Raw genomic sequence first — 23,889 nt, 5'->3', positions numbered from 1 at the left:
CGTCAATGATTGTTGTAATTTTTTGTTGCGATTAAGTGCGGATTATCTGTTTTGTGCGAAGCACCTCTTTATCATAAGAGGTGCTAGGTATGACATGAAATAACAGAGTTATTCAGTTTTTTTCATAGGTGCAATATTCAGGATTTTTAGCGTTGCTCGATAATGTAACCATAGGCCGGTATCAATTGAATTTGATCGCCCAGGGTGATCATTTTCTCTTGATCGCTGTTATTGAGAATGAATAGGTAATTTCCACGACGGTAAGCGATACAGTCGTTATCATCTACGCTGATCCAGTCAATGTATGGCTGATTGAAATCAGGGTTCGCTTTGCGAAGAGTGATCAGCGATTGGATGAAGGCTTTGAACTCCAGATCTTGTTCTCTCTGATCCCAGATCATACATTTGCGGTTGTCCTCACTGCCCATAGCGCGTCTACCATCCATGCCGATTTCTCCACCGTAATAGATACATGGCGCGCCGACTTGGGTAAACATAAACAAATAAGCTAACTTTGCTTTACGTTTGTCGCCCTGACATAACGATATGATGCGCGTGGTGTCATGACTTTCCAGTAAATTAAACATCGCTTCATTGACATTTCTTGGATATGCCATGTATGACGCGCTTACCGCATTCATGAAGTTTTGCTTGCTGAAAGTCGACAATGCAAAGTAATCAGTAATGGCCTGTGTCAGAGGGTAGTTCATTAAGGAGTCATACTGGTCGCCCCGTAGCCATGGCATACCTTCGTGCCATATTTCTCCTAAAATGTAGCAATCAGGCTTCACGCTTTTTACTACCGTCCGAAAATCTCGCCAGAATGCATGGTCTACCTCATTGGCGACATCTAAACGCCAGCCATCGATGTCAAACTCTTCCACCCAGTAGCGGGCGACGTCTAGTAGATAGGCTCGACATTGATTGTTTTCAGTGTTGAGCTTAGGCATTTCAACGACATTACCGAATGTCTCATAGTTTAAGTTCCAGAAGTCCCATTCTTCCTTCGGCGTGTTGGGATAGACTGGGAATTGATTAATCCAAAACCAATTTGCGTATTGAGAGTAAGCGCCATTTTCGACGACGTCTAACCATAGTGGTGACTGTGAGCCAATATGATTAAACACAGCATCGAGCATGACTTTCATACCACGGCGATGCGCTTCTTTGACCAGAGCCTTGAATGCTTCGTTTCCGCCGAAGTGAGGATCGACGTTGTAATAATCAACGGTATCGTATTTGTGGTTGGCGTTTGCCGTGAATATTGGGCATAAGTACAATCCATTCACACCAAGGTCTTGTAAGTAATCCAATTTATCAATTACGCCCCACAAATCACCACCCATAAAGTTATTTGATTCCGGTGGTGTACCCCAAGGCTGAACGTTGTGTGGCGAGATATCAGCGCGACCATTAGCAAAGCGCTCTGGAAAAATTTGGTACCAGATAGTGTCTTGTATCCAGTCTGGTGTATGCAGTACATCACGAGGGTTGATGTATGGGAAACAGAAAAAGTTACTGAGGTTACTTAATTCTATTTCAGAGCATTTAGGATCGGAAATGTCAACAATACGCTTTTCACCAAAGAGGATTTTTTCACCATCTTTACCGTATAAAATGAAACCATAACGGCTACGTCGTTTAGGCGGTTGGAATGAAGCAAACCAGTGATCATGGTACTCGGTTTCGCCTTCGAGCGTCATTGTCACTTCGTTACCGCCAATCCAGCCATGAGCATCGCTGCCACCTAAATTCCCGCCATCTAAACCGCCTTCGGCCCAGTGGTATGGATCACCGATCCATAACGAGACTCGTTCAATTTCGCCTTTCGCACTACGTAATCGAATATGCAGTGTCTCATTATTGTAGGCATAGCTATCAGCACTCTTAGCTGAGTGTGTTAGCGCGCTTTTTGTGATCATATTGCAATCCTGTGTTTATTCTTTAACGGCGCCGCTTACGAGCCCGGTGGTAATGTGTTTTTGTGTGGCAACAAAGAGCAGGGTAATAGGCACTGCAACCAATAATGAGCCCGCAGCAAACAGCGTGAAATTCCCTGCCGAATTCGATGAAATCCAGCTGAAAATACCAATCGCAAGGGTCATTTTTTCTTCACTGCGTAAGATGAGCGTGGGAAGAATGAAGTCCATCCACGGTGCGGTGAAAGAAACAAGACCAACAAAAACCAGAATCGGTTTGGCTAGCGGTAAAATGATCTCAAAGAAAATGGTCAGGTGTCCTGCACCATCAATTTTGGCCGCTTCATCCAATGATGTTGGTATGGCATCAAAATAGCCTTTCACTAACCAAATCATGAAGGGGAGTGATCCAGTAACGTACACAAGTAGCAAACCCGTATAGGTATCAATCAGGTTCATTTTTGAGAGCAAGATGTAGATAGCCGTCATCGAAAGGAATGCTGGGAACATCTGTAATACTAAAATACTCATCATGATGTTGCGTTTAGCTTTAAAGCGGTAGCGTGAAAAAACAAACGCGGAAATTGTGACGATAACCAATGAAATAATCATGTTTGCCGTCGATAGAATGAATGTATTTTTATACCACCTTAAATACGGCGTATCGCTAAACAGTGCGCGATAGTGATCAAGCGTGAACTCAATCCCTGTAAATGATGAGCTGAACAGGTTATTACCTGTTTTGAACGAGGCAAGCACGGTCCAAATCACAGGGCCAAGTACTAATAATGCGTTTGCCGTTAGGAATAGGTAAACGATGGCTGTACCTATTTTTCCAATGAATTTTTCCATAATTACATACCTACATCATCTTTAAATGATTTCATGCGTCGGAATTGCCAGATAGCAATGCCAGACAAGAACAAAAAGATGATAATTGAGATTACCGAAGCTATTTGATATTGCTGGAAATCCAGAGTCAGTTTATAGATCCATGTGATTAATATGTCTGTGTGGCCAGCAAATCGGTATTCAGGGTTGATTGGGCCTCCTTCTGTTAATAAGAAAATGGCACCAAAGTTATTAAAATTATGCGCAAAGGTCATGACCAGTGATGGCGCTACTTGATGGAGAACCATAGGAAGTGTGATTTCCCAAAATTGTTGAAACTTATTTGCGCCGTCAACTTCGCTTGCTTCATAAATATCTGCGGGGATGTTCGTTAATGCCCCAGCGATTAGTAACATAAAATACGGTGCTCCAACCCAGACACTGACGGCAATCACCGTGATCTTGACGGTAAAGGGATCCGAGAGGAAAGCGATGGAATCAAAGCCCCAGGAATTAAGCGTGGCATTGATGGGCCCAATTCCATTGAGTAGCAATCGGAACATTAGCAAGGTGACAAACGCTGGTATTGCATAGGGAAGAATGAAGACAAAACGCCATGCTTTCTTTGCCTTAATATTTTTATTTTGCAGTGCCAACGCCAATATAAAGCCAAATCCGCAGGTGCAGACAGTAGCTAAAAAAGCCCATGCAACCGTCCAAGATGCAACGCCAAAGAATGTGCTAGACCAAATTTTCAACTCAAATAGCGAGAAGAAGTTTTTAAATCCGACCCAATCGACCAAGTTCCGAGGTGGAATATGATGGGGGGCAGAATAGTTGGTGAATGACACCAATACCGTAATCACAATCGGTAAGATAATGAATGCGATACTGGCAATAAACGCAGGCGATAGCATGATAAAGGCGAATTTTTTATCATAAATATCGTTCAATTGCTCACGTAGCGTTAACTTCACTTTTGTACAGTGAAAAGCCTCTTTAACATTAGCCAGATATAAGCAGATAAATAGAAAGCTGTAGAGTAGAGCAATAACCCCTTCTACCAACATAAATACGGAATTATCACCCTGGATAATCGTGAAGCCCTTACGCACCTGAGCGACTTCACCCAGCGATACCAACCCTTTCAATGAGGCCAGTAAATCTGGAAATACTATCAGTGTTAGTAACTGTATCGCTAAAAAGACACAGCCTTTAAGTTGGTGACCATTTAAGAGCTGAGTACTTCCCATGATGAGGAGGGAAGCGGGCACTCGTGGTGCCGGCTTAGTTTCTGTTAGTAACATAAGTCCTCTTTACTCTTGTAGTTCAATTTGTTCTTCAATGATGGTGCGAGCCCGGTCTAGTACCGACTTGGCAGGCTGATCATTGACCCAGAACGCAGTAATGGCACTGGCCATCGGAGACCAAATAAAGCCCATCTCGGGGATGGAAGGCATCGCATCTGAATAGACACCTTGATTGATGATTGCGTAGGTTGCTTCGTCAGCATCGGCAGCAATGTCGTCCATTACAGATTGAATTGGAGGGATCGATTTGGTCATTTGGTAACGTTTGGTGAGCATTGCTTCTGTTGTTAAGTAGTCAGCAAAGAGCTGGGCTGCTTTGGGGTATTGTGTATAAGAAGAGACAACGGCCAGACGAACGGTAGAGAATGTCCGGGGTTGTTGGCCGTTAAGTTTTGGCATAGGAACGACACCAAAGTTGATGCCGGAGTCTTTGAATCCTTGAATCGCCCATGGACCATCAATAATCGCAGCGACTTTTCCTTCATTAAATAAACCGCGACGAACTTGCGGGTTGCGCATATCAATAGGATTGGAATTATTGGCAATGCGTAGTGCTTTCATCGCTTCTAAGCCTTTTTGAGCACTCTCTGAATTGATGCCAATATCTTTGGCATTTGTCCCGTTGTTTCCAAACTCGTAGGCACCATATAAGGTAACAAACATGCGTGATTCATAGTAATTTTGAATGTCCCACAATAGTGCATATTTGTGTTCTTTGGTGTTATTAAACGTTCGCGAGAATTCAATCAGCTCTTCAAAACTGTCCGGTGCTTTAGGTAATAAATCTTTATTGTAGAAAAGGGCAGTAGTGGCGAAGCTGACGGGGAAGCCGTAGCTACTACCTTCAGATATTGAAGCATTCACTGCGTTTTTCATAAACGTGCTATTGATTCGGTCTTTGGATACTAGATTTTCCATAGCCCCCCCAGCGACGACTAAGCGGCCCAAAAGGTCGTGTTCAATTTCGGCTACATCGGCAACACGTGCTGACCCTCCATCTTGAATGAGACGAGAAGCTGCATCCATTGGTGAGAGACCGCGGAATGTAAAGTCAACATCGTAACCAAAGTGTTTATTGAATGACTCAGCAGCGTATTTCATGTAATTGACACTGGTAGCATCTGTCCAAATAAGGAGTTCTGCGCCGCTTTCCGGTTTTATTTCTTCTGCGGCATTAGCCACGCCTGTTAATAGAGCTGTGGCCATAACGGCTGTTAATAAGATGTTCATTCTCATACCCGCACCCTGTAATTTAATTAGTAGTCCGTTAGGTACGACTAGGTTAGGGTGTGACAAAAATAAGTCAATCTGATTTAAGTGAACGACCTGCATGTTTGTGAACTTTGTCACTAAAGCTAGATGGTAGAAGTGATTTCTGGTTATGTGTGATCACACTTGGCAGAGTCATGATGTGTCGTAATAAATAGGCAGGAGACGCTACCTAATTTGGTGAAAACCAAAGAAATTGTGATGGTGATCAACAATTTTCGTAGCCAAAGGTGACCATTGTCTCATTTATCAATTATAGGAGAAGAAAAAATAAAATAGATGCAGAACAATAATTAGGCGTTCATCGTGGACTACTAAATTGACGTTCAAAAGTAACGCCATATGGATTAATAAGGAAATACTGTGAAAAGAACATTATTGTCTGTGCTAATAGCTAACGCAGTTCTAATTAATAGTGCGGCTTTTGCCGCAGATGACCGAGGATTTAAACCAGAAGACACTTTTTTTGATGATGCTTTGGAATTTGGTGGGCATATTGGCACTTCTGTTGAGTATGAAGACAAAACCATAACTAATTATGCAAAATGGGGGGGAGGTGAGTCGACGGAACGGACATTGACGCATGAAGTGCTAAGTATCTTCTACAATAATCCAACTTGGAACGCGCTAGCATTATACGCACTGAAACTCGAAAATCGTGAAAAGAAAGATGGCCCCTATACCGAGACTGAAGATGGGTATAAACATTTCCTATCGTTGAATAAAGGATTTCAGCTGGGTGATGGCTGGGGTACCGGGTTAATTTATGATATCGAGTATAGCCGAGGTAAAATTGTTACGAGTGGGGGTGTAAACGGTTTAAGAACAACGAGTGCTGAACATAGTCTACGACCTTACTTAACATATTGGAATAACGAGTATGGGGCGGGATTTTATTCAAATCTTGAATATCTATATAACGATGAAGATAAGAATACCTGGGGGACACGTCAAGAAGAAGGTTATAGCGCGCTGTTCAAGCCTTATATGAATATCGGTAACTGGTCGGTGGGTGTTGAGTTTTTCTATCAAATAAAAGATAACACAGCCAAAGATGGTGATGGTAATATCAATGAAAAGAGCGACTTCACAGAAAAGTATATCGAACCTATTGTTCAATATACCTTTGATGATGCTGGTACTATGTATCTGCGGGCTCGTTTGGGAGAGAACGAAACGAAATTTACCGACGGATGGGCAAAAGACGAAGAGTTCTTTAAAGATATCCGTAAGGCAACACTTGGTTATGAACAGGCTGTTGGGGATGACTGGCTCGTTAAAGCTGAGTATGAGTGGGCAAAAGATACAGAAACCTTTACTCAACTAGAAGGCGAAGAAAAAGTTGTTGAACAGAATACTTTGTTTGTCCAGGCGTTATATCGCTTTTAGCGATTGTTAATCAGCATAAATTGAAGAGTAGTCATGATGATCAAAGTTTTAGAAATAGCCAAAATCGTCGGTGGAGAAATTATTGGTGATGCGACGATGGAAATATCAAAAATTCGTCCAATCATTAGCGATGAGGTTGGTGGACTGGCCATTGTTTTTGCTAAGGCTGATCTTAAAGGACTTTCTGAAACTTTGGCTGATGTTATTATTGGTCCCAAAGCGATACTTAATACTAAGGCGAAAACAAAAATAGTGATTGAAAAATTAGACGTAAATAAACTTAACAAGTTTATGCGCTTCTATAAAGTCAAGAAGTATCAATTGTTCGATCAGGGTAATACATCGGAAATTGCGGATGTATATATTGGTAAGTATTGTAGTATTGGGGAGGGGTGTCATTTTATGCCAGGAGTTAAAATTCTCAATGGTGTAGTTATTGGCAATAATGTCGCTATTCATGCAAATACGGTGATAAAAGAAGGTACAATTATTGGTAATAACGTTACGATTGATTCTAATAACTCAATTGGTAATTACAGTTTTGAATATATGACAGGAACACGCACTCGTTATGAGCGTGTAGAAAGTATAGGTCGAGTGATTATCCATGATGATGTTGAGATTGGCTGTAATAATACAATAGACCGTGGAACACTTGGAGATACGGTCATTGGTGTTGGTACAAAAATTGATAATCTTGTACAAATAGGTCATGACTGTAAAATCGGCAAACATTGTTTATTAGTTTCACAAACTGGTTTTGCAGGGCATACGACATTAGAAGACAATGTCATAGTACATGGTCAAGCCGGTACTGCAGGCCATCTAACCATCGGTAAGAACTCAGTCATAAAAGCGAAATCGGGAGTGAGCCGCTCATTTCCAGCCAATAGTGATCTTTTTGGTTATCCTGCAAAAGATGCACGTGATTACTATAAGAATTTGGTGATGTTGAACAAATTGACAAAAAATAAACCTGAGAAAAAATTAGCGATCCGAAAAGGATTCATTGCTCGGCTATTTGGCCTATAGATCCGCGGGTATTGATAATATTATTCAACAATTAATTATTACCATAAAGTAATGATTAATATCTTCTAAGATTAAGGGAATTTATAATGAAACGTATACTTCTTCTATCGGTTTTATTTTCTTCAGCATTAATAGGGTGTGCAAGTACGTCAGATACTCCATCCGCAAATAAAGTTCTGGCGACAGGGCCATTTGCTGATTGCCATTTATCATCGGTTGAAGAACGCGGTCCTATTCGTCCTTCATTATACGTTGTGGGGACGTTCCCTGATGGTCAGTGGATGCATATGGACAAGCGTGAGATGTCGTACAAAGGAAATGGTATTTACCAAGTTGTAAGCGAAGAGAAAGCGGGCAATGTTAGTTTACAATTTGCCACTATGGGTTGGAATCCTCAGTTTACGACAGCAGGAATGACGATGACTGTTGGCTATGAAAAAGAATTAAAGCGTGGTGGTTTTGCGAAGAATACGACGGTTAATATTCCAGTTGATGGTAAATATCTTTGGAGTATTGAAATTAGTAAAGATAAAAAACCAGTACGGGCACTCGTGAAAGCCTGTAAATAGAAAAACATTATGATATACCCAAGCTACCTCGATAGATATTTCGAGTAAGAGGTAACTTGGGTATATAAATCGATCCTTTGCACTAAAGGGATGTTACTTATCATAATGATACAAAAATAATAAAGTAAGCAGTCAGTTAGTACGGATAGAATATTCAAGTTACCCGTAATTAATAAAATACCAAAAGTATTAACCGTATACGGAGTATAAAATGGCAACAGTTAGCTTGCGTAAAGTAGAAAAAGAATATGATAATGGATTTAGAGCCGTACACGGGATCAATTTAGATATTAATGACGGTGAATTTATGGTTTTCGTCGGGCCATCAGGTTGCGCAAAGTCGACGACGCTTCGCATGATTGCGGGCTTGGAAAGTATATCGGGAGGGGAAATACATATTGGAAGCCGTGTTGTAAACGATCTTCCTCCGAAAGATCGAGGAATAGCTATGGTATTCCAGAACTATGCTTTGTACCCGCATAAAACGGTGTTTGATAACATGGCATTTGGTTTAAAAATGCAAAAAAGACCAAAAGAAGAGATCAAACAACGTGTTGAAGAAGCCGCTGAGAAGTTAGAAATTACAGATTTGTTGTACCGAAAACCGAAAGAAATGTCTGGCGGGCAACGGCAACGTGTCGCCGTGGGGCGTGCGATTGTGCGTAAGCCCGATGTTTTTTTGTTTGATGAACCCCTATCGAATCTAGATGCAAAGCTACGAGTTTCGATGCGCGTGAAAATAGCTCAATTACACCAATCACTGAAAGAGGAGGGTAACCCTGCGACAATGATTTATGTTACCCATGATCAGACTGAAGCGTTGACATTGGGTGATCGTATTTGTGTACTTAATCAAGGTAATATTATGCAAGTTGATACGCCATCTAATTTGTATAATTACCCTAGTAATAAGTTTGTAGCAGGATTTATAGGCTCTCCCGCGATGAATTTGGTGCATACTATATTACGTAAACTTGGTGATGATATTTACGTTGAGCTTGCTCCTGGAGCGAGAATTATTATTCCTAAAGATAAGAAAGAAAAACTCATTAATCATATCGACAAAGCGGTATGGCTTGGTATCCGCCCTGAAAATATTAGTTTAGCTACTGATGATGAAATGATAAATGTACATGATGGTGAACTAACGGTTGTTGAAAATTTAGGTAATGAGCGATATCTATATTTTAAAATTGGTGAAAATGAAATAGTTTCTCGCGTAAGTGATCAAAACATTACCACATCAGACATTGGTAAACGAATAAGGTTTAATTTTGATTCCACAGTTTGTCATGTATTTGATGCCGATACAGAAAAAAATATAACTCTTTAATATAAATATGGCAACTAAGTAGTCTCTACTAGCAGAGGTATTAATACCTCTGCTAGCTAGTTGTAACTGAAATAAAAATCATATATCTGGATTATCACTATTGAAACAAGGAATAATGATGAAAAATAAGTTAGTACTATTTACAGCACTGCTTGCATCTTTGCCTGCCTTTGCAGATTGGAATCAAGCATATTTCCGAGGCACTACTAATAATTGGCAGAATGAAGCCATGGTTAAGGTGAAACCTAACCATTGGCGAATTGTTAAACAATTCCATGTCGGGGATGCAAATAACCCACCGAGTTTCAAAATCGATCGATTTGGTGACTGGTCTGAGAGTTACCCGTTAGCGAATTATGTGGTAGATAGTAATAAAACCTACGAAATTAATTTTTATGATGATACCAATAGTGTCATTGTGCATGAAAAGCTTCCTTTTGATATGCGTGATGAAACCATGTATTTCGTATTCTTAGACCGATTTTATGACGGCGATCCATCAAATAATACGGGTAACAATAGTCAAACATACTCAGCTGATAAGTCAGATTATAAAAAATATTTTGGCGGTGATATTAAAGGTTTGTTGGCAAAATTAGATTATCTAAAAGAGATGGGAATAACATCTATTTGGATTACACCACCAGTAAATAATGTTGATAAATTAAATAAGGATGGTTCAGCTGGTTATCATGGTTACTGGGGGCGTGATTTTTTCCAAATCGATGAGCATTTAGGAACAATAGATGATTATCGAGCGTTGAGTCAAAAAATGGATGAGTATGGTATGAAGCTGGTGCTCGATTATGCACCTAACCATTCAAATCCAAATGATGAAAACGAGTACGGTGCATTGTACCGAAATGGGGTATTTCAAACGAGTTATAGTGGGGATACTCAGAATTGGTATCACCACAATGGTGGTGTAACCAACTGGGATGATTACTATCAGGTACGTAACCACAATTTATTTAATCTGTCTGATTTTGACCAGAGTAATGAAAATACGTATCAGTATCTGGTACAGGGGGCGAAGTTCTGGATTGATCTGGGTGTTGATGCCATTCGTATTGACGCAATCAAACATATGGATAAATCGTTTATTCAGCGTTGGACAAGTGAGCTAAACAGTTATGCAAAATCAAAGGGTAAGCCGGGGTTGTACTTCTTCGGTGAATGGATGGATGCCGGGGCAACAGCAACGGGTTTAAACGCGCTATCGATTGATTTTGCTAATACATCCGGTTCTGCGTTGCTCGACTTTGGTTTGCGAAATACCATCGAAGATGCGTTATTACGTGCAAACGGTGCAGGTATGTACGCAATCAATAATTATATGAAAATCAGAGATGTAAAATTTAATTCAAGTGATTGGCAAGTGGTATTTTTAGATAACCATGATGCACCACGCTTATCGACAGTGCTTCGTTCAAATGCGACCAATTTTGGTCCAGGTCAAGATAAGTGGGGGGGACGTCAAAGTGTTCCGTTTTCTCAAGCTCGTGTTGATCTGGGGCTAGCTTTAATCATGACATCTCGTGGTATTCCTTGCATTTATTATGGTACTGAGCATTATGCAGCAAACTTTAGTGTCAATGGTTTTGGTCAGGAGGGGAATGATCCATTCAACCGTGAAATGATGCCGAGTTTTGATACAACGACACCAGCCTATCAAATCATAAAAAAATTGAGCAAACTCAGAAAAGAAAGTTATGCAATTCAGCAAGGTGATTATATTGAGCGTTGGGTAAATAACGATGTATTAGTTTATGAACGTAATGCTGGCGATGATGTCGTTGTTGTTGCGATGAACCTTGGTCCACAAACATCAGTTAATGCTATAAACCTAGGGTTGTCAAATGGGACTTATAATAGTGTCCTGGGTAGTGATGAGGTGGTTGTTGCAAATGGGATGGGTACTTTTAACTTAGATCAAAATGAAATAGTGATACTTCATACTAAGCATTAATTGGACAAATCCAGACCTGATCTGACAGTTACCTGCTTTTGATATGGTGCTGTCAGGTTAGATCTGGGTCATCGATGGTTATGCTACTCATTATAAAGCACGATATAGTGAACGATTCTATGCGATGATCGAGTACCTTGAGGTGCTTGGGTATAAGTTGAATTTTATTTGTCATTTTTATTGATATGTGACTCTACGTCACTACATTACTTCAATATAAGAATAAACAAAACAAAATATTTTATTTCCTATTTTGGAAGTGCAATAAAAACCTATCCATATCCTTTTGGGCGTGGATCGTGACCCTGATATAAAAGCGGCTGGAATAATTATACCAATCCAAACACATCATCATCCACAAGGCAGTTTTTATTTACGTTTACAGGAGTTCGTGATGAAAGACGCTTTTTTAGCCCGTGTTGCAAGTAACAACCCTAACCAGCCGGAATACCTTCAGGCAGTCACGGAGGTGGTTGCCTCTATCTGGCCATTTATCGAAAAAAATCCCAAGTATATTGAAAGTGGTATTCTGGAACGCTTGGTTGAGCCGGAGCGTTTAATCCAGTTTCGTGTTAGCTGGGTTGACGATCAGGGGAAGGTGAATGTTAACCGTGCATACCGTGTTCAGCATAATTCAGCAATCGGGCCTTATAAAGGCGGAATGCGTTTCCATCCATCGGTAACCCCATCAGTACTTAAGTTTTTGGCTTTTGAGCAGACGTTCAAAAATGCTCTGACTACGCTCCCTATGGGCGGCGGTAAAGGTGGTAGTGATTTTGATCCTAAAGGCAAAAGCGACAATGAGGTTATGCGTTTCTGTCAGGCGCTGATGTTTGAGCTACACCGTCATTTGGGAGCTGATACCGATGTACCTGCTGGTGATATTGGTGTTGGGGCCCGTGAGGTTGGCTTTATGACGGGGATGATGAAAAAGTTGTCCAATAGTGCCGAATGTGTGTTTACCGGTAAAGGCTTGTCATTTGGCGGCAGCTTGATCCGTCCTGAAGCGACAGGTTATGGATTGCTTTATTTTGTAGAGGCCATGCTTAAGGAGCAAGGGCAAACGCTGGCTGGTAAACGGGTAGGGGTGTCTGGCTCTGGCAACGTGGCTCAATATGCGATTGAAAAAGCAATGCATATGGGCGGTAGGGTGATTACGGCGTCTGACTCTAGCGGTACTGTGTATGATCCAGAGGGTTTTACACCAGAGAAATTGGCTTGCCTGATGGAAATCAAAAACGTCAAGCGTGGGCGTGTTGCTGATTATGCTCATCAGATGGGCCTTACCTATAGTGAAGATGGCAAGCCTTGGCAGTATGAAATGGATGTTGCTCTACCTTGTGCAACCCAAAACGAACTGGATGGTAATGATGCCGAAATGCTGGCAGGAAACGGTGTGATGCTGGTGGCTGAGGGCGCGAATATGCCAAGTACCGCCGATGCTGTCGCTATATTTAATAATGTCGGTATCCTTTATGCGCCAGGCAAAGCGTCAAATGCCGGTGGTGTTGCGACTTCTGGTTTGGAAATGAGCCAAAATGCGTTGCGACTTGGTTGGAGCCGAGAAGAAGTTGATCAACGTCTGCAGGATATTATGTGTCGAATCCACCATACCTGTGTTGAATATGGCCGAGATGAAACTGGAAAAGTGAATTATGAGCAGGGTGCGAATATTGCTGGCTTTGTGAAGGTCGCTGATGCAATGCTCGCACAGGGCGTTTGCTAGACATTGACGGCATGTGGCTAGCCACAAGTTATGCTTCATGCATGACTGATTGTCAGTTTTGAGCATATGTAAGTCGGGAACCTATGAAGGGTTCCCGATTTTATTTTTTCCGTCTGCCTATAACCTTGAATGCCGATACCATCGAGCAATGGCCTGTGTGCTTTGGAGGCAGACCAAAGGGTTGTGATGAAATAATGGAGCAAGTTCTGTGGTTGGAGAGCCTTTCGGAAATCATATTATTGGTCGAACAACGATATGAAATACAGAACTAGGGCTTGTTTCTAAAGGCGTTACATGGGATCTTACCTACTTTCTATTTTTGAGAAAGTAAGTAAAGAAATATGGCTGTACTAGACATTCTAACCGCGCCGGATCCACGTTTGAAGCTGAAGGCAGAGAAAGTGACCGACTTCCAAGCCGCACAGCAGTTGATTGATGACCTGTTGGATACCATGTACGAAACCAGTAACGGTATCGGTTTGGCGGCAACTCAGGTTGGTCGCCGTGAGGCGATTGTGGTTATTGACCTTTCAGAAGAACGTAACGATCCGTTGATTCTGGTTAACCCAGAAGTGGTAAGCGGTAGTGATAAAGAAATGGGTCAAGAAGGTTGTCTGTCGGTTCCTGAGTATTACGCTGATGTTGAGCGTTACACTTCTGTTGTGGTTAAAGCTCAGGATCGCAATGGCGAAGAGATGACCATTGAAAGTAATGATTTTCTGGCTATTGCTATGCAGCATGAGATTGATCACCTGCAGGGTAATCTGTTTATTGATTACCTGTCGCCGCTTAAGCAGCAGATGGCGCTAAAGAAAGTAAAAAAACATGTAAAGGCTGTCTCTAAGCAGCGTTAATCTGCATAAAAGATATCTTGCAAAATCAGGCCATTACCGAGGCGTATTTATTACGTTGGGGTAGTGGCTTTTTTGTCTGAGGACTAACGTTATTTTTTGCTATAACTAATTAGGATGAGGTTTATAGAGTTAGTTGAAGGTCATGTCAGAGTGTGGATAGCACGGAAGTGGTAAAATTTAGACATAAAAAAAGCCCTCGAAGGGCCTTCTTTTGTTTAGGTTTGGTGCGGAGGGAGGGACTTGAACCCTCACGTCCTTGCGGACACTAGCACCTGAAGCTAGCGCGTCTACCAATTCCGCCACCACCGCAATACCTAATAGTGCAATAAATCACTTGGAGCGGATAACGGGAATCGAACCCGTGTCATTAGCTTGGGAAGCTAAGGTAATACCATTATACGATATCCGCTTTGGTATCTAAGTGACTGATTACGTGAGTGATAATAGGCTTGTGCGTTGTTCATCGCAATCGCTTGTGATTTGAATTGTGATTCCTGTCACGCTTTTGTCTAATTTAATGTTTTACTTGTATAATTCGTGATCGATTGGTGCGATTTTATGAATCAATATCACTGGATGTCATGGTTATGAGGAGGGATACATGTTCGCACCAAGTTGCCATTTACCCGAAATGACGACCCAACGTTTTATCATTCGAGCCATGACTATTGATGATCTGGATGATTTGTTTGTCATTTATAGTGATAGAGAAACCATGCAGTATACCGCCGTGCCCCCATTTACTGCCCCCAATATGGTTCATCAGCTTTTAGATAGCGTCACTGCCTTATTAGAAAAAGGGGAGTCTTTTGAGTGGTGTATAGAAGATAAGCTAACGGGTAAAGTGATTGGTACTTGTGGGCTCCATTCGTTTAATGAATCCCGTACTTCGGCTGAAGTAGGTTGTATCTTGCATGCGAGCTATTGGCGACAAGGGGTGATGACGGAAGTGATGGGAGCATTGTTGTCATTTGCTCAGAAACAGGGGTTAAAACTTATATTGGCAGATATTAACGGTGAAAACCATGCTTCTCGGTCGTTCTTTGCTCATCTTGGTTTTTTGGCGACGACAAACCGTTATTATGTGCTTATCCTAACAAGTGGGTAGCGGAGCCGCATTTCGCGGCTTGCGGTACTCGATAGCAGTAAAAATAACGAAATTGGGAGAAAGCAGATGAAGCGCATGCCTTTGTATATTGTTACATTGCTCGCCTCTATGGTTTTGGTGGCATGTAAAGAACCGCCAAAAGAAAATACACCCGCCCAGCCCGATCAACAGGTACAAGATACCCATCAGCCTGATTCTCAAGGGCAAGGTGATCAAGCTCTGGATACAACAAGTCAGAGCGAAGCCCCGGTTGGTGCTGACGAAGATGCTCATGGTTGTAAAGGTTCGGCTGGCTATCAGTGGTGTGCCAAAACTGAGCAGTGTGAGCGTCCGTGGGAACTGTCAGCAAAAGAAGGGATAGAAAATACCGAAGAAGCGTTTGCTAAGTACTGTGGCCATTAATAATAGCTCGTTATTCGGCTAAATCAGTATGTAGAGCGGATTGAATGCTACAAAATAAACGCCCCGTATAACGGGGCGTTTATTTTGGTGGTTAGGCCGCAAGCTAAGAATGCTGTTGAGGCTTGGTGTTTAGCAAGGCGGCCTGTAAGTCAATTATGATAATGCGTGTGACACTTCTTTTGTTTCGTCACCGGCCTTCATCATGCGGTTAAGAAGTGGGCTTGTAACCGCCATCAGTACAGCAACGGCAAGGGTTACAATACCGATATTCTGGAATACTTCAGTGTATAGGGGCAGTGTTTCAAGTGGGTCGGTAACATTTTCCGGCACGGCACTGAACGTTGCCACGTAACCACCGATAATGAATGATGCCGCTTGGGTAAGGAACCATGCCCCCATTGTAAAGCCCATCAGACGTTGAGGTACCAAGCTAGCAACCATCGCCAAGCCTAGTCCGCTGATCAACAACTCACCAAGGCTCTGGAACAAGTAAACCAGTACCATCCAGCCCATTGATACCATCCCGGTGCTATCGGCAAATAGAATACCTGCAGCAGCAACCGTCAAGAAGGCGAATGCACACATGAACATGCCAACAGTAAATTTGCCCGGCATAGACAAGTCACGGTCCCGGCTACCGTAATAAGTGTATAGGTACGCTAGGATAGGGCTGCACAAAACAACCCAGAATGGGTTCAAAGCCTGAAGGCTCACAGGGTTAATGGTAAAGCCAAGGAACTCTGTACGAACGTTATTGATGGCAAAGAAGTTCAGTGATGTAGGCATCTGTGCATAGAGTACATAGAACACGATAGCTTGTAGCATCAGTACAAACGCGACAATCATCTTCTTGCGCGATGCACCCGTTTCGCTAAGTGTCTCTTTGAGGAACAGGCCAACAACTGCCACACCAATCAAGCCAAGAACGATGTTGGCCATCATGATGTTTTGTAGCAACCAGGCACAGATCAGGGTTGAAACGATAGTGCCGCCGATCACAAGACCTAGGTGCTTGATATTAACCGGCTGTGTGTCTGGGTGTGAGCCGATCCCTTGCACGGTATTGCGTAGCATAAAGTAGCTGCCAAGACTTGCAAGAAGGCCCAAGCCACAAATTACGAATGCAGCGGTATAGCCGAATTTTGCCGCGATAACAGGGCTCAATGACAGAGATGTTAGTGAGCCGATGTTGATAGACATGTAGTAAAGGGTGAATGCACCGTCGAGGCGGTTATCGCCTTCTTCATAGCACTTAGCCAGCAGACTTGATGGATTGGCTTTGAACAGGCCGTTACCTACAGCAATGGCACCCAAGGCGAAGAAAATGAAGTTTGGATGAATAATGGAAAAGCCCATCAGGAAGTAACCGAGTGCCAAGACAACAGCACCGAATACCATGGTGCGTTTGGTACCTAGGATATGGTCACCCACATAGCCGCCGACAGAAACCAGACCATATACCAGGGCGGCGAACGCACCGAAGGTAACAAAGGATTCTTGCTGGCTGAAACCGAGTTGTTGCACAAAGAATACAGCAAGGATGCCTTGAAGCCCGTAATAGCCAAATCGCTCCCAGAGCTCGATAAAAAATATCATCTTGAACGGTTTGGGTTGGTCAAAAATACTAATTTTATTATTCATTATGGTTGTGATTCTTATAAAGTTGATTGAGTGCAGTGATTAAAGCTGCAAATCGATCCAAATAAAGTGACTTTGTCGATTGTTTCAAAATGTTACGTGAGAGGCAAGTCACATTTGTTTGGAAGATGCTATATGTTGCACATCGTATGACCAGTGAAATCATTTAGGTGTAAGCAAAGAGCCAGTGCATAGTTCTGATTATTTATCCATAAATAGAAGAGTATGAAGGGGGAGGTAGAGAAGTGTGGAGAGGGTGGCGCGTACTCGTAGAGAGAATAAATAAGGACAAAGAGACATGAATGAACAGGGGGAACAGGTAAAAAAAATGGGCAGCGATTGCTACCCATTCAATGTGATTTACCGATCTAGGTGAAAATTATAGAGCTTGAAGCTCAAAGCGCTCGGTTGGGGTTACGATTTCGTTCTGTGCGGCAATTGTCTGTAGTTCCCATTCACCGCGATCTGCAGTGGCTTTCAGCACGGCGTAGCACGCGTCATTACAGTGGGCAAAGGCTTCAACAGCATTACCAATAGCAAGGAACTGGCCTGTGAATAGCGCTGAAATCAGATCACCCACACCGACGGGTTGCTTGTCGAATGGTAGGTGGGGGCGCTGTGCCAGCCAACATCCTTCTGCGGTTGCCAGCATCATCGAGAATTTTTCATCAGACACACTGTGCAGGTGTTTGACCAGTACCATCTTCGGCCCTTTGCTCAATGCAACCTGACATGCCTTGATGGCATCTTCCAAAGACTCAATGGCCATATCGGCAAATTGGCTTAGTTCAAATTGGTTCGGCACGATAATGTCGGCCATTGGCATCAAGGTGTTGATGAGGTGCTCGGCAATACCCGGAGCAACGATGCAGCCCTTGTCAGGCGCTCCCATTACGGGATCGCAGACATAAAGTGCGTTAGGGTTGGCGGCTTTTACTTTTTCTACGGATGCTTTGATGGCAAGGCACTGTTCGGCACTGCCTTGGTAGCCACTTAGAATGGCTTCGCAGTTTGTTAGTTGACCAATGTTGTTGATGCCATCGACAAGGTCAGAAATATCCTGGGCATTGAATGCTCGGCCAGTCCAGCCTTCTTTGTACTGGGTATGGTTGGAGAACTGGACGGTATGAATAGGCCAAACTTCAAATCCCATACGCTGTAGGGGGAATACTGCCGAGCTGTTGCCAGCATGGCCGTAAACAACGTGAGACTGAATAGAGAGAATACCTTTCATCGAATAAATCCTGCTGGGGGAATGCGAGTGCTCGATGATATAGATACTTGAGCTTCATCACAATCTATTCATCACTGCCGGGATGCCGTTAATGAGTATAAACATTACATAAGTCATCGTATTTAAGTGTCTTTTTCATAAAGCATTGGCACTTTTGCTAGAAATGGTTTTTGAATTACCAATATCGGGTGTTGACAGTCTCAAGGTGAAAATACAGAGGGTGATAGCGGATTGTGAGAAATTTATGAGGATTGTGTGAGGAGGTTAGGAAGTTTGCTGTACATGCTTAGGAAAGCATAAGCAACCAACCCAAACAGCAGGTTGGAAACCATAAGGATGAACAGACAATGAAAATACGCACTCCGCTAGGCCTGTTAATGGCTTCTGTTGCTGCTCTTGGCAGTGTTTCAGTCCAGTCGGCTGAATTGGAGATAACCCTAACCAATGCCACCAAAGGGATCTATTTTACACCTTTGCTTATCGCGGCTCATGATGACAGTCTCAGAATGTTTCAAACTGGACAGCCAGCTATCGCAGAACTAGAAGCTATCGCTGAGGAAGGGAATATCAGTGGTATGTCTACGCTGATTGGAAATGCCGGCGGGAAGGTTGTTGAAAATCCTGCCGCGGGGATTTTGAACCCCGGTGTTAGCACCACGTTTACCATCGATACTGGTGAGTTGGGTTACTTGTCGGTATCGGCAATGTTATTGCCGACCAATGATGGGTTTGTCGGATTGGACAGTTGGGAGATACCGGCATCGGGGACATATCGAGTGACATTGCGAGGTTATGATGCCGGTACTGAAGCGAATGATGAACTAAAGGGAAGTATGCCTAACCCACCATTTATTACCTTTGGAGAGGGAGGGAGTGGGGTTGAGGCTACGGTAACTAACGATAAAGTGCATGTGCATCCCGGGAATTTGGGTGATACGGATTCGGCAGGGGGCGTGAGTGATCTGGACAGTACCAGTCATCGTTGGCTTAACCCTGTTGCAACCATGGTTGTGGTGGTGAAGTAAGGGGGCGGTGATGAAATATAGAATGTTGATGATAGCCAGTATGGTCGGTTTTCTGGCTGGTTGCCCTGATGATAATAATGATTATAGTTACACTGTCACGGTGGAGAATGTGACGGCTAACCAACCGATGTCTCCTTTAGCTCTGATGGTGCATGATGAGAGTTTTGCATTGTTCAGGGTGGGCGAACCGGCGTCGGTTGCGTTAGAAAATCTTGCTGAATCGGGCAGCAATAGTGATCTATTGTCACTGCAAAACAGCGGTGATGATATTTCCTTTGCGGTATCCGGTAATGGGCTGATCTTACCTGGCGCTTCTGATGCTATCAGTTTTACCCTTAGCTCTGACGAGTTGGGTTATCTTTCTCTAGCCTCCATGTTGGTGAATACCAATGATGCTTTTGTTGGCGAAACTGGATTGGATTTGGGCTCACTTGCCGTCGGTGAGCGTTTTGAAATGGCCATGAATGTATGGGATGCCGGAACAGAGGCTGACGACGAGTCAGCCGCTTCGATACCCGGGCCAGCAGCTGGTGGCGAGGGGTTTAATCCAACCCGTGATGATGTTGACCGGGTGTCTTTTCATGCTGGGGTCATTACCGCAGATGATGGGCTGTCTGGGTCTGCACTTGATGCGACTCATCGTTTTGCAAGTCCAGCAGCGCTGCTGACTATAATTCGTACTGAGTGAAAGATTGTGTGCTCGGGTCGGTCTGCTTGATAGTGATATTGCAAGCAGACCGATGTTAAGGAGCCGCTATGCGACCACAGTCCAGTACAGCAGATAACAGCATATTGCAAAGCGCAACCATTTTACTGGTGGAAGATGATGATGATTTGGCTGAGTTGATGCAGATACACCTGAAATTTCAAGGCCATCAAGTCATTCGGGTTGAACATAAAGAGACGGCCGAAGCCCGTTATCAATCCGAGCATCATATTGATATGTTAATTTTGGATCGGGGGTTGCCGGATGGTGATGGCCTTGATCTCTGTCGGCATCTTCGGGCAAAAGGGGACTGGGTACCCATATTGGTTCTGACAGCACGCGATGGCGAAATGGATAAGGTGGATGGGTTAGAAGCCGGTGTCGACGACTATATCACCAAGCCATTTAGTGTTCTTGAGTTTCAGGCTCGCGTTCGCAATACATTGCGTCGTCAGGCGCAGCATCATGTTGTTATTGATGAGCCGTTTTGTCGGGAAGCGCCACCAGAGCCGCGAGAAACAGACGTATTACAGTTGGGTGCGCTAACCATATTGCCCTCATCACACAGGGTTCAACTTGCTGATAATGATATTACCCTAACTGCCACTGAATTTTCGTTGCTGCATTTTCTTGCCAGTCGACCCGGTCGGGTCTTTAGCAAAGACGACTTGCTCGAACATGTCTGGCATACCCAGCATAGTGGGTATCATCATACGGTGTGTAGCACGATTAATCGTTTGAGAACGAAGTTACAGACCGCAAGCCTATCTCATGATTTCATTCGCACTGTCTGGGGTGTCGGGTATAAGTTTCAGCCTCAGGATTAGGTGTTACAACGGTGAGGCGTTTGCGAGAGAGTTTGCAAAGAGAGGCTGTAATGAGCTTTAAATCCCGGTTATTGCTGCTGACATGTGTCTGGTTCGTCTTGGCATCCATGGTGATTGTTGCCAGCTATGATTGGCAAAAAACAACGATTGAAATGCGGACCAAGCAGAGTTTGCATAAGCAGTTGGCCGAACATATGCGAGATGACAATCCGTTGATGATAGGTACGGATTATAATCCTGTTGCTCTCAAGGCGATTTTTCATACGCTGATGCTGATCGGGCCGGATTTTGAAATCTATTTTCTTGATAGCCAAGGTCATATTACAAGCCATGCGGCCCCAGAGGGTACAGTTATGGCAGAGAGTGTCAATTTGGCCCCCATTCGGCGTTTTCTTCACGATGAGCCGTTTCCCATCTTGGGGGATGATCCCCGTCAGCCCGATAAGAAAAAAGTCTTCTCTGTCGCAGCCATTAAGGAGCTGGGGGCGACCGTTGGTTATCTCTATGTGGTTATAGGTAGCAGTCGCCATTCTGAAATTGCCAATGCTCAGCTTGATCGCCCTTACTGGTTATTGGCGGCTCTGATTTTAATTGCGATTGTTGGATTTGGCTTCTTGGTATATTGGCTTGTGAGGTGTAATTTATTGCTGCCAATCGAAAATATTACCCGTCGATTGCAGCAGCAGGCCGAACATGACTTCCATTTGGTCGCCGATTATACCAATCAGGTTCCTGAATTAGCCCCTATTGCCCACCAGCACCATTTAATGGCCAAGCGTATCCAGCAACAGTTTTTGCAATTACAGCACCAAGGGGAATCCCAGCATAATATATTGCTTCAGCTCAGTCATGATTTAAAAACCCCGCTGTCTAGCGTTATGGGGTATTTGGAAACATGGCGGCTTCAATCTCGGCAAGGTGATCCGCTAATAGATGTGGCTTACCGAAATAGCATTAAACTTTCTGAGCAGTTGCAATCCTTGCTGGATATGGCCAAAAGCCGCAATGTGGTTCAAGAGTATTGCTGTGAGTCGGTTGATTTGGCCGTCATATTGAAAGAGTGTCAAACATCCGTTCGTACCTTGTTGGAACAAAAGAATATCCGCTTGAGAACCGAGGTATTGTCACCATTACCGATAATGGGTGATGCGAAATTGCTGGAGCGGTTGTTTGATAACTTGTTAGAAAATGCACTGCGCCATAGCCCTCCGGGGCAGGAAATCGTTCTGCGTGCACATAGCAATCCCATAACACATAGAATTGAGTTTGAAATTGCAAATCCGATAGCGTCACAAGCCCCTGGTGGAGATTTGGGTATGGGGTTAAAAATCATCAAGTCGATATTGATGTTACATCACAGCCAGTTAAATACGGAATCGAGCGAGCATCGCTATGTCCAGCGATTTGAATTGGACGCTGGCTAAGTGATAGATTGCCTATACAGATTAATGGTTGGTACAAGGTGAAGGCAATGATGATGTTTACATGGAAAGTAGACGATGAACTGGAGCTGGCGTTAGTGACGCCGGAATTGGCGCCGAGCTATGTTGAGTTGGTTGAGCAAAATAGGGCTTATCTTTCCCGTTGGCTGGAATGGCCCCGTTATTGTGCAACGGAAGATGAGTTTAGCCAGTTTGGTATTCATTCGCTAGAGAAGTACGCCAGTGGTAAGGGTATGAATTTTTCAATGGTGTATCAAAGGGAAGTGGTGGGCAATATTAGCTATAACACCATTGATCATCATAAGAAAAAAGTTGAGTTAGGCTATTGGTTGGCGGAGCCGATGATGGGGCGGGGCATTGTCACCCGCTGTTGTCGACATTTAATCGATTATGCGTTTGATCAACTGAATATGGAGAAGGTGCAGATTGCCGCCGCGAAAGAAAACAGTGCCAGCCGAGCAGTCTGTGAAAGGCTGGGGATGACGCTCGAAGGGGTAATAACGAACGAGGAGCTGGTGGGAGACCGTATTCTGGACCATGCTATTTATGGTTTGCATCGTCTAGATAGGGAAAAGCAGTAAATGGTATATCAGCTGGAAACGCCGAGGTTGTATTTACGTCAATGGCGAGCGGATGATTTGCCCGCGTTTGCTCGAATGACCGCAGATCCAGAGGTCATGCATTATTTTCCCAAGACATTAGACAAAGCTGAAAGTGATGCCCTTGCCAGCCGGATTCAAAGTTTGCTCGGCGAGCGGGGGTGGGGGTTCTGGGCGTTGGAGTTAAAAGAGACACAATCGTTTATCGGGTTTGTTGGTTTGCATGTGCAGTCTGCTGAAGTTGTTATACCTCAGACTCCCTTCGTGGAAATTGGTTGGCGGTTAGACAAAAATCATTGGCGGAAAGGCTACGCTTACGAGGCTGCAATCGCCACGATGGATTTTGCATTCGATACCTTGGCGCTTGAGCATGTTTTTGCCTTTACCCTGCTTGATAACCTCCCATCACGAGGAGTGATGGAAAAATTGGGTATGATAAATACCCTGCAGGATTTTGATCATCCTAGTTTGCTCGACTTACCGGAAGAAAAAAAACGCCATTGCCTTTATAAGATAACGAGGCTGCAATGGCGTGATGGTAAATCGCACTGAGAAAGGAACTGAATTCAGCAATCCTTTTTACATTAATCAAACGCTGTGCCATGTGGCGAGAGTGGAAATTGCCTGTTTTTCTTGTCAATTCATGAAAGGTGAGTCTCAGTAAATATGCAATTGATCATTTTGTTTTTAATAATGCGAATGAAAAT

At 43.4% G+C, this 23,889-nt stretch carries 21 protein-coding genes and 2 tRNA genes; 15 read left to right on the top strand and 8 right to left on the bottom strand.

From position 1 onward, the window contains the following. Positions 1–146: 146 nt before the first annotated feature. Genes ACSF8X_RS10315 through ACSF8X_RS10300 form a run of 4 tightly spaced genes read right to left on the bottom strand, consistent with a single transcriptional unit; the run spans position 147 to position 5,266 of the window. A complete protein-coding gene (locus ACSF8X_RS10315) occupies positions 147–1,922 on the bottom strand; it encodes a glycoside hydrolase family 13 protein (protein ID WP_500849861.1) in 1,776 nt (591 codons plus the stop codon). 15 nt (positions 1,923–1,937) lie between these two features. Beyond that, the gene (locus ACSF8X_RS10310) at positions 1,938–2,771 is read right to left on the bottom strand and encodes a sugar ABC transporter permease (RefSeq protein WP_500849860.1); all 834 of its coding nucleotides are present in this window, start codon (positions 2,769–2,771) and stop codon (positions 1,938–1,940) included. Between the two features lie 2 nt (positions 2,772–2,773). After that, positions 2,774–4,057 carry a carbohydrate ABC transporter permease gene (locus ACSF8X_RS10305; RefSeq protein ID WP_500849859.1) on the bottom strand — a complete coding sequence of 428 codons (1,284 nt, stop codon included), beginning with the start codon at positions 4,055–4,057 and terminating at the stop codon, positions 2,774–2,776. A 9-nt stretch (positions 4,058–4,066) separates the two neighbouring features. Further along, positions 4,067–5,266 carry a sugar ABC transporter substrate-binding protein gene (locus ACSF8X_RS10300; protein ID WP_500851179.1) on the bottom strand — a complete coding sequence of 400 codons (1,200 nt, stop codon included), beginning with the start codon at positions 5,264–5,266 and terminating at the stop codon, positions 4,067–4,069. Between the two features lie 426 nt (positions 5,267–5,692). Between ACSF8X_RS10300 and ACSF8X_RS10295 the strand changes: the two genes are divergently transcribed. The 7 genes from ACSF8X_RS10295 to def all read left to right on the top strand — a co-directional run bounded on the left by ACSF8X_RS10295 (position 5,693) and on the right by def (position 14,201). Beyond that, entirely contained in the window at positions 5,693–6,718 is a 1,026-nt protein-coding gene (locus ACSF8X_RS10295) for a porin (RefSeq protein ID WP_500849858.1), read from the top strand. A 36-nt stretch (positions 6,719–6,754) separates the two neighbouring features. After that, a complete protein-coding gene (locus tag ACSF8X_RS10290) occupies positions 6,755–7,750 on the top strand; it encodes a UDP-3-O-(3-hydroxymyristoyl)glucosamine N-acyltransferase (protein WP_500851178.1) in 996 nt (331 codons plus the stop codon). Between the two features lie 86 nt (positions 7,751–7,836). Then, positions 7,837–8,319 (top strand): early set domain-containing protein, encoded by a 483-nt coding sequence (locus ACSF8X_RS10285; RefSeq protein ID WP_500849857.1) that lies wholly within the window; start codon positions 7,837–7,839, stop codon positions 8,317–8,319. 211 nt (positions 8,320–8,530) lie between these two features. After that, positions 8,531–9,652: an ABC transporter ATP-binding protein gene (locus ACSF8X_RS10280; protein ID WP_500849856.1), complete on the top strand. Its 1,122-nt coding sequence runs from the start codon at positions 8,531–8,533 to the stop codon at positions 9,650–9,652. 118 nt (positions 9,653–9,770) lie between these two features. Continuing rightward, the gene (locus ACSF8X_RS10275; protein ID WP_500851177.1) at positions 9,771–11,621 is read left to right on the top strand and encodes an alpha-amylase family glycosyl hydrolase; all 1,851 of its coding nucleotides are present in this window, start codon (positions 9,771–9,773) and stop codon (positions 11,619–11,621) included. A 394-nt stretch (positions 11,622–12,015) separates the two neighbouring features. Further along, on the top strand, positions 12,016–13,347 hold the full coding sequence (gene gdhA, locus ACSF8X_RS10270) for an NADP-specific glutamate dehydrogenase (protein WP_500849855.1): 1,332 nt from the start codon (positions 12,016–12,018) through the stop codon (positions 13,345–13,347). A gap of 341 nt (positions 13,348–13,688) precedes the next feature. Continuing rightward, the gene (gene def / locus ACSF8X_RS10265) at positions 13,689–14,201 is read left to right on the top strand and encodes a peptide deformylase (protein WP_047880247.1); all 513 of its coding nucleotides are present in this window, start codon (positions 13,689–13,691) and stop codon (positions 14,199–14,201) included. Between the two features lie 222 nt (positions 14,202–14,423). Here def and ACSF8X_RS10260 read toward each other — a convergent pair. Both ACSF8X_RS10260 and ACSF8X_RS10255 read right to left on the bottom strand, forming a co-directional pair. Beyond that, a tRNA-Leu gene (locus tag ACSF8X_RS10260) sits at positions 14,424–14,510 on the bottom strand. A 26-nt stretch (positions 14,511–14,536) separates the two neighbouring features. Next, a tRNA-Gly gene (locus tag ACSF8X_RS10255) sits at positions 14,537–14,610 on the bottom strand. A 192-nt stretch (positions 14,611–14,802) separates the two neighbouring features. Between ACSF8X_RS10255 and ACSF8X_RS10250 the strand changes: the two genes are divergently transcribed. Both ACSF8X_RS10250 and ACSF8X_RS10245 read left to right on the top strand, forming a co-directional pair. Next, positions 14,803–15,309 carry a GNAT family N-acetyltransferase gene (locus tag ACSF8X_RS10250; protein WP_500849853.1) on the top strand — a complete coding sequence of 169 codons (507 nt, stop codon included), beginning with the start codon at positions 14,803–14,805 and terminating at the stop codon, positions 15,307–15,309. 66 nt (positions 15,310–15,375) lie between these two features. After that, complete coding sequence (locus ACSF8X_RS10245; protein WP_500849852.1) at positions 15,376–15,711, top strand: hypothetical protein; 336 nt, start codon at positions 15,376–15,378, stop codon at positions 15,709–15,711. A gap of 153 nt (positions 15,712–15,864) precedes the next feature. On the opposite strand, the gene ACSF8X_RS10240 is transcribed toward ACSF8X_RS10245, so the two are convergent. Both ACSF8X_RS10240 and pdxY read right to left on the bottom strand, forming a co-directional pair. Then, positions 15,865–17,352, bottom strand: coding sequence for an oligopeptide:H+ symporter (locus tag ACSF8X_RS10240; protein ID WP_500849851.1), 1,488 nt, complete (start codon positions 17,350–17,352; stop codon positions 15,865–15,867). Positions 17,353–17,728: 376 nt separating this feature from the next. After that, the gene (gene pdxY / locus ACSF8X_RS10235) at positions 17,729–18,583 is read right to left on the bottom strand and encodes a pyridoxal kinase PdxY (RefSeq protein ID WP_047880243.1); all 855 of its coding nucleotides are present in this window, start codon (positions 18,581–18,583) and stop codon (positions 17,729–17,731) included. Between the two features lie 347 nt (positions 18,584–18,930). Between pdxY and ACSF8X_RS10230 the strand changes: the two genes are divergently transcribed. From ACSF8X_RS10230 to ACSF8X_RS10205, 6 genes are all read left to right on the top strand, one after another. Further along, positions 18,931–19,608, top strand: a complete 678-nt coding sequence (locus ACSF8X_RS10230) for a spondin domain-containing protein (protein ID WP_500849850.1) — start codon at positions 18,931–18,933, stop codon at positions 19,606–19,608. Between the two features lie 10 nt (positions 19,609–19,618). Continuing rightward, positions 19,619–20,296, top strand: coding sequence for a spondin domain-containing protein (locus ACSF8X_RS10225; RefSeq protein WP_500849849.1), 678 nt, complete (start codon positions 19,619–19,621; stop codon positions 20,294–20,296). A 68-nt stretch (positions 20,297–20,364) separates the two neighbouring features. Then, complete coding sequence (locus ACSF8X_RS10220; protein WP_500849848.1) at positions 20,365–21,141, top strand: response regulator transcription factor; 777 nt, start codon at positions 20,365–20,367, stop codon at positions 21,139–21,141. A 50-nt stretch (positions 21,142–21,191) separates the two neighbouring features. Continuing rightward, the gene (locus tag ACSF8X_RS10215) at positions 21,192–22,565 is read left to right on the top strand and encodes a sensor histidine kinase (RefSeq protein ID WP_500849847.1); all 1,374 of its coding nucleotides are present in this window, start codon (positions 21,192–21,194) and stop codon (positions 22,563–22,565) included. Positions 22,566–22,618: 53 nt separating this feature from the next. After that, positions 22,619–23,164: a GNAT family N-acetyltransferase gene (locus ACSF8X_RS10210; protein WP_500851176.1), complete on the top strand. Its 546-nt coding sequence runs from the start codon at positions 22,619–22,621 to the stop codon at positions 23,162–23,164. After that, positions 23,165–23,734, top strand: coding sequence for a GNAT family N-acetyltransferase (locus tag ACSF8X_RS10205; protein ID WP_047880242.1), 570 nt, complete (start codon positions 23,165–23,167; stop codon positions 23,732–23,734). Positions 23,735–23,889 lie beyond the last annotated feature (155 nt).

The sequence above is a fragment of the Photobacterium panuliri genome (assembly GCF_059920555.1).
The sequence above is the reverse complement of the archived record's forward strand: the minus strand, read 5'-3'. Positions and strand labels throughout refer to the sequence as shown.

What these genes read in the sequence shown, in the direction of transcription:
- pdxY (WP_047880243.1), bottom strand. Translation starts at nt 18,583, where the DNA reads ATGAAAGGTATTCTCTCTATTCAGTCTCACGTTGTTTACGGCCATGCT.
- ACSF8X_RS10230 (WP_500849850.1), top strand. Translation starts at nt 18,931, where the DNA reads ATGAAAATACGCACTCCGCTAGGCCTGTTAATGGCTTCTGTTGCTGCT.
- ACSF8X_RS10285 (WP_500849857.1), top strand. Translation starts at nt 7,837, where the DNA reads ATGAAACGTATACTTCTTCTATCGGTTTTATTTTCTTCAGCATTAATA.
- ACSF8X_RS10275 (WP_500851177.1), top strand. Translation starts at nt 9,771, where the DNA reads ATGAAAAATAAGTTAGTACTATTTACAGCACTGCTTGCATCTTTGCCT.
- def (WP_047880247.1), top strand. Translation starts at nt 13,689, where the DNA reads ATGGCTGTACTAGACATTCTAACCGCGCCGGATCCACGTTTGAAGCTG.
- ACSF8X_RS10210 (WP_500851176.1), top strand. Translation starts at nt 22,619, where the DNA reads ATGTTTACATGGAAAGTAGACGATGAACTGGAGCTGGCGTTAGTGACG.
- gdhA (WP_500849855.1), top strand. Translation starts at nt 12,016, where the DNA reads ATGAAAGACGCTTTTTTAGCCCGTGTTGCAAGTAACAACCCTAACCAG.
- ACSF8X_RS10305 (WP_500849859.1), bottom strand. Translation starts at nt 4,057, where the DNA reads ATGTTACTAACAGAAACTAAGCCGGCACCACGAGTGCCCGCTTCCCTC.
- ACSF8X_RS10245 (WP_500849852.1), top strand. Translation starts at nt 15,376, where the DNA reads ATGAAGCGCATGCCTTTGTATATTGTTACATTGCTCGCCTCTATGGTT.
- ACSF8X_RS10220 (WP_500849848.1), top strand. Translation starts at nt 20,365, where the DNA reads ATGCGACCACAGTCCAGTACAGCAGATAACAGCATATTGCAAAGCGCA.
- ACSF8X_RS10225 (WP_500849849.1), top strand. Translation starts at nt 19,619, where the DNA reads ATGAAATATAGAATGTTGATGATAGCCAGTATGGTCGGTTTTCTGGCT.
- ACSF8X_RS10310 (WP_500849860.1), bottom strand. Translation starts at nt 2,771, where the DNA reads ATGGAAAAATTCATTGGAAAAATAGGTACAGCCATCGTTTACCTATTC.
- ACSF8X_RS10205 (WP_047880242.1), top strand. Translation starts at nt 23,165, where the DNA reads ATGGTATATCAGCTGGAAACGCCGAGGTTGTATTTACGTCAATGGCGA.
- ACSF8X_RS10280 (WP_500849856.1), top strand. Translation starts at nt 8,531, where the DNA reads ATGGCAACAGTTAGCTTGCGTAAAGTAGAAAAAGAATATGATAATGGA.
- ACSF8X_RS10240 (WP_500849851.1), bottom strand. Translation starts at nt 17,352, where the DNA reads ATGAATAATAAAATTAGTATTTTTGACCAACCCAAACCGTTCAAGATG.
- ACSF8X_RS10315 (WP_500849861.1), bottom strand. Translation starts at nt 1,922, where the DNA reads ATGATCACAAAAAGCGCGCTAACACACTCAGCTAAGAGTGCTGATAGC.
- ACSF8X_RS10215 (WP_500849847.1), top strand. Translation starts at nt 21,192, where the DNA reads ATGAGCTTTAAATCCCGGTTATTGCTGCTGACATGTGTCTGGTTCGTC.
- ACSF8X_RS10290 (WP_500851178.1), top strand. Translation starts at nt 6,755, where the DNA reads ATGATCAAAGTTTTAGAAATAGCCAAAATCGTCGGTGGAGAAATTATT.
- ACSF8X_RS10250 (WP_500849853.1), top strand. Translation starts at nt 14,803, where the DNA reads ATGTTCGCACCAAGTTGCCATTTACCCGAAATGACGACCCAACGTTTT.
- ACSF8X_RS10300 (WP_500851179.1), bottom strand. Translation starts at nt 5,266, where the DNA reads ATGGCCACAGCTCTATTAACAGGCGTGGCTAATGCCGCAGAAGAAATA.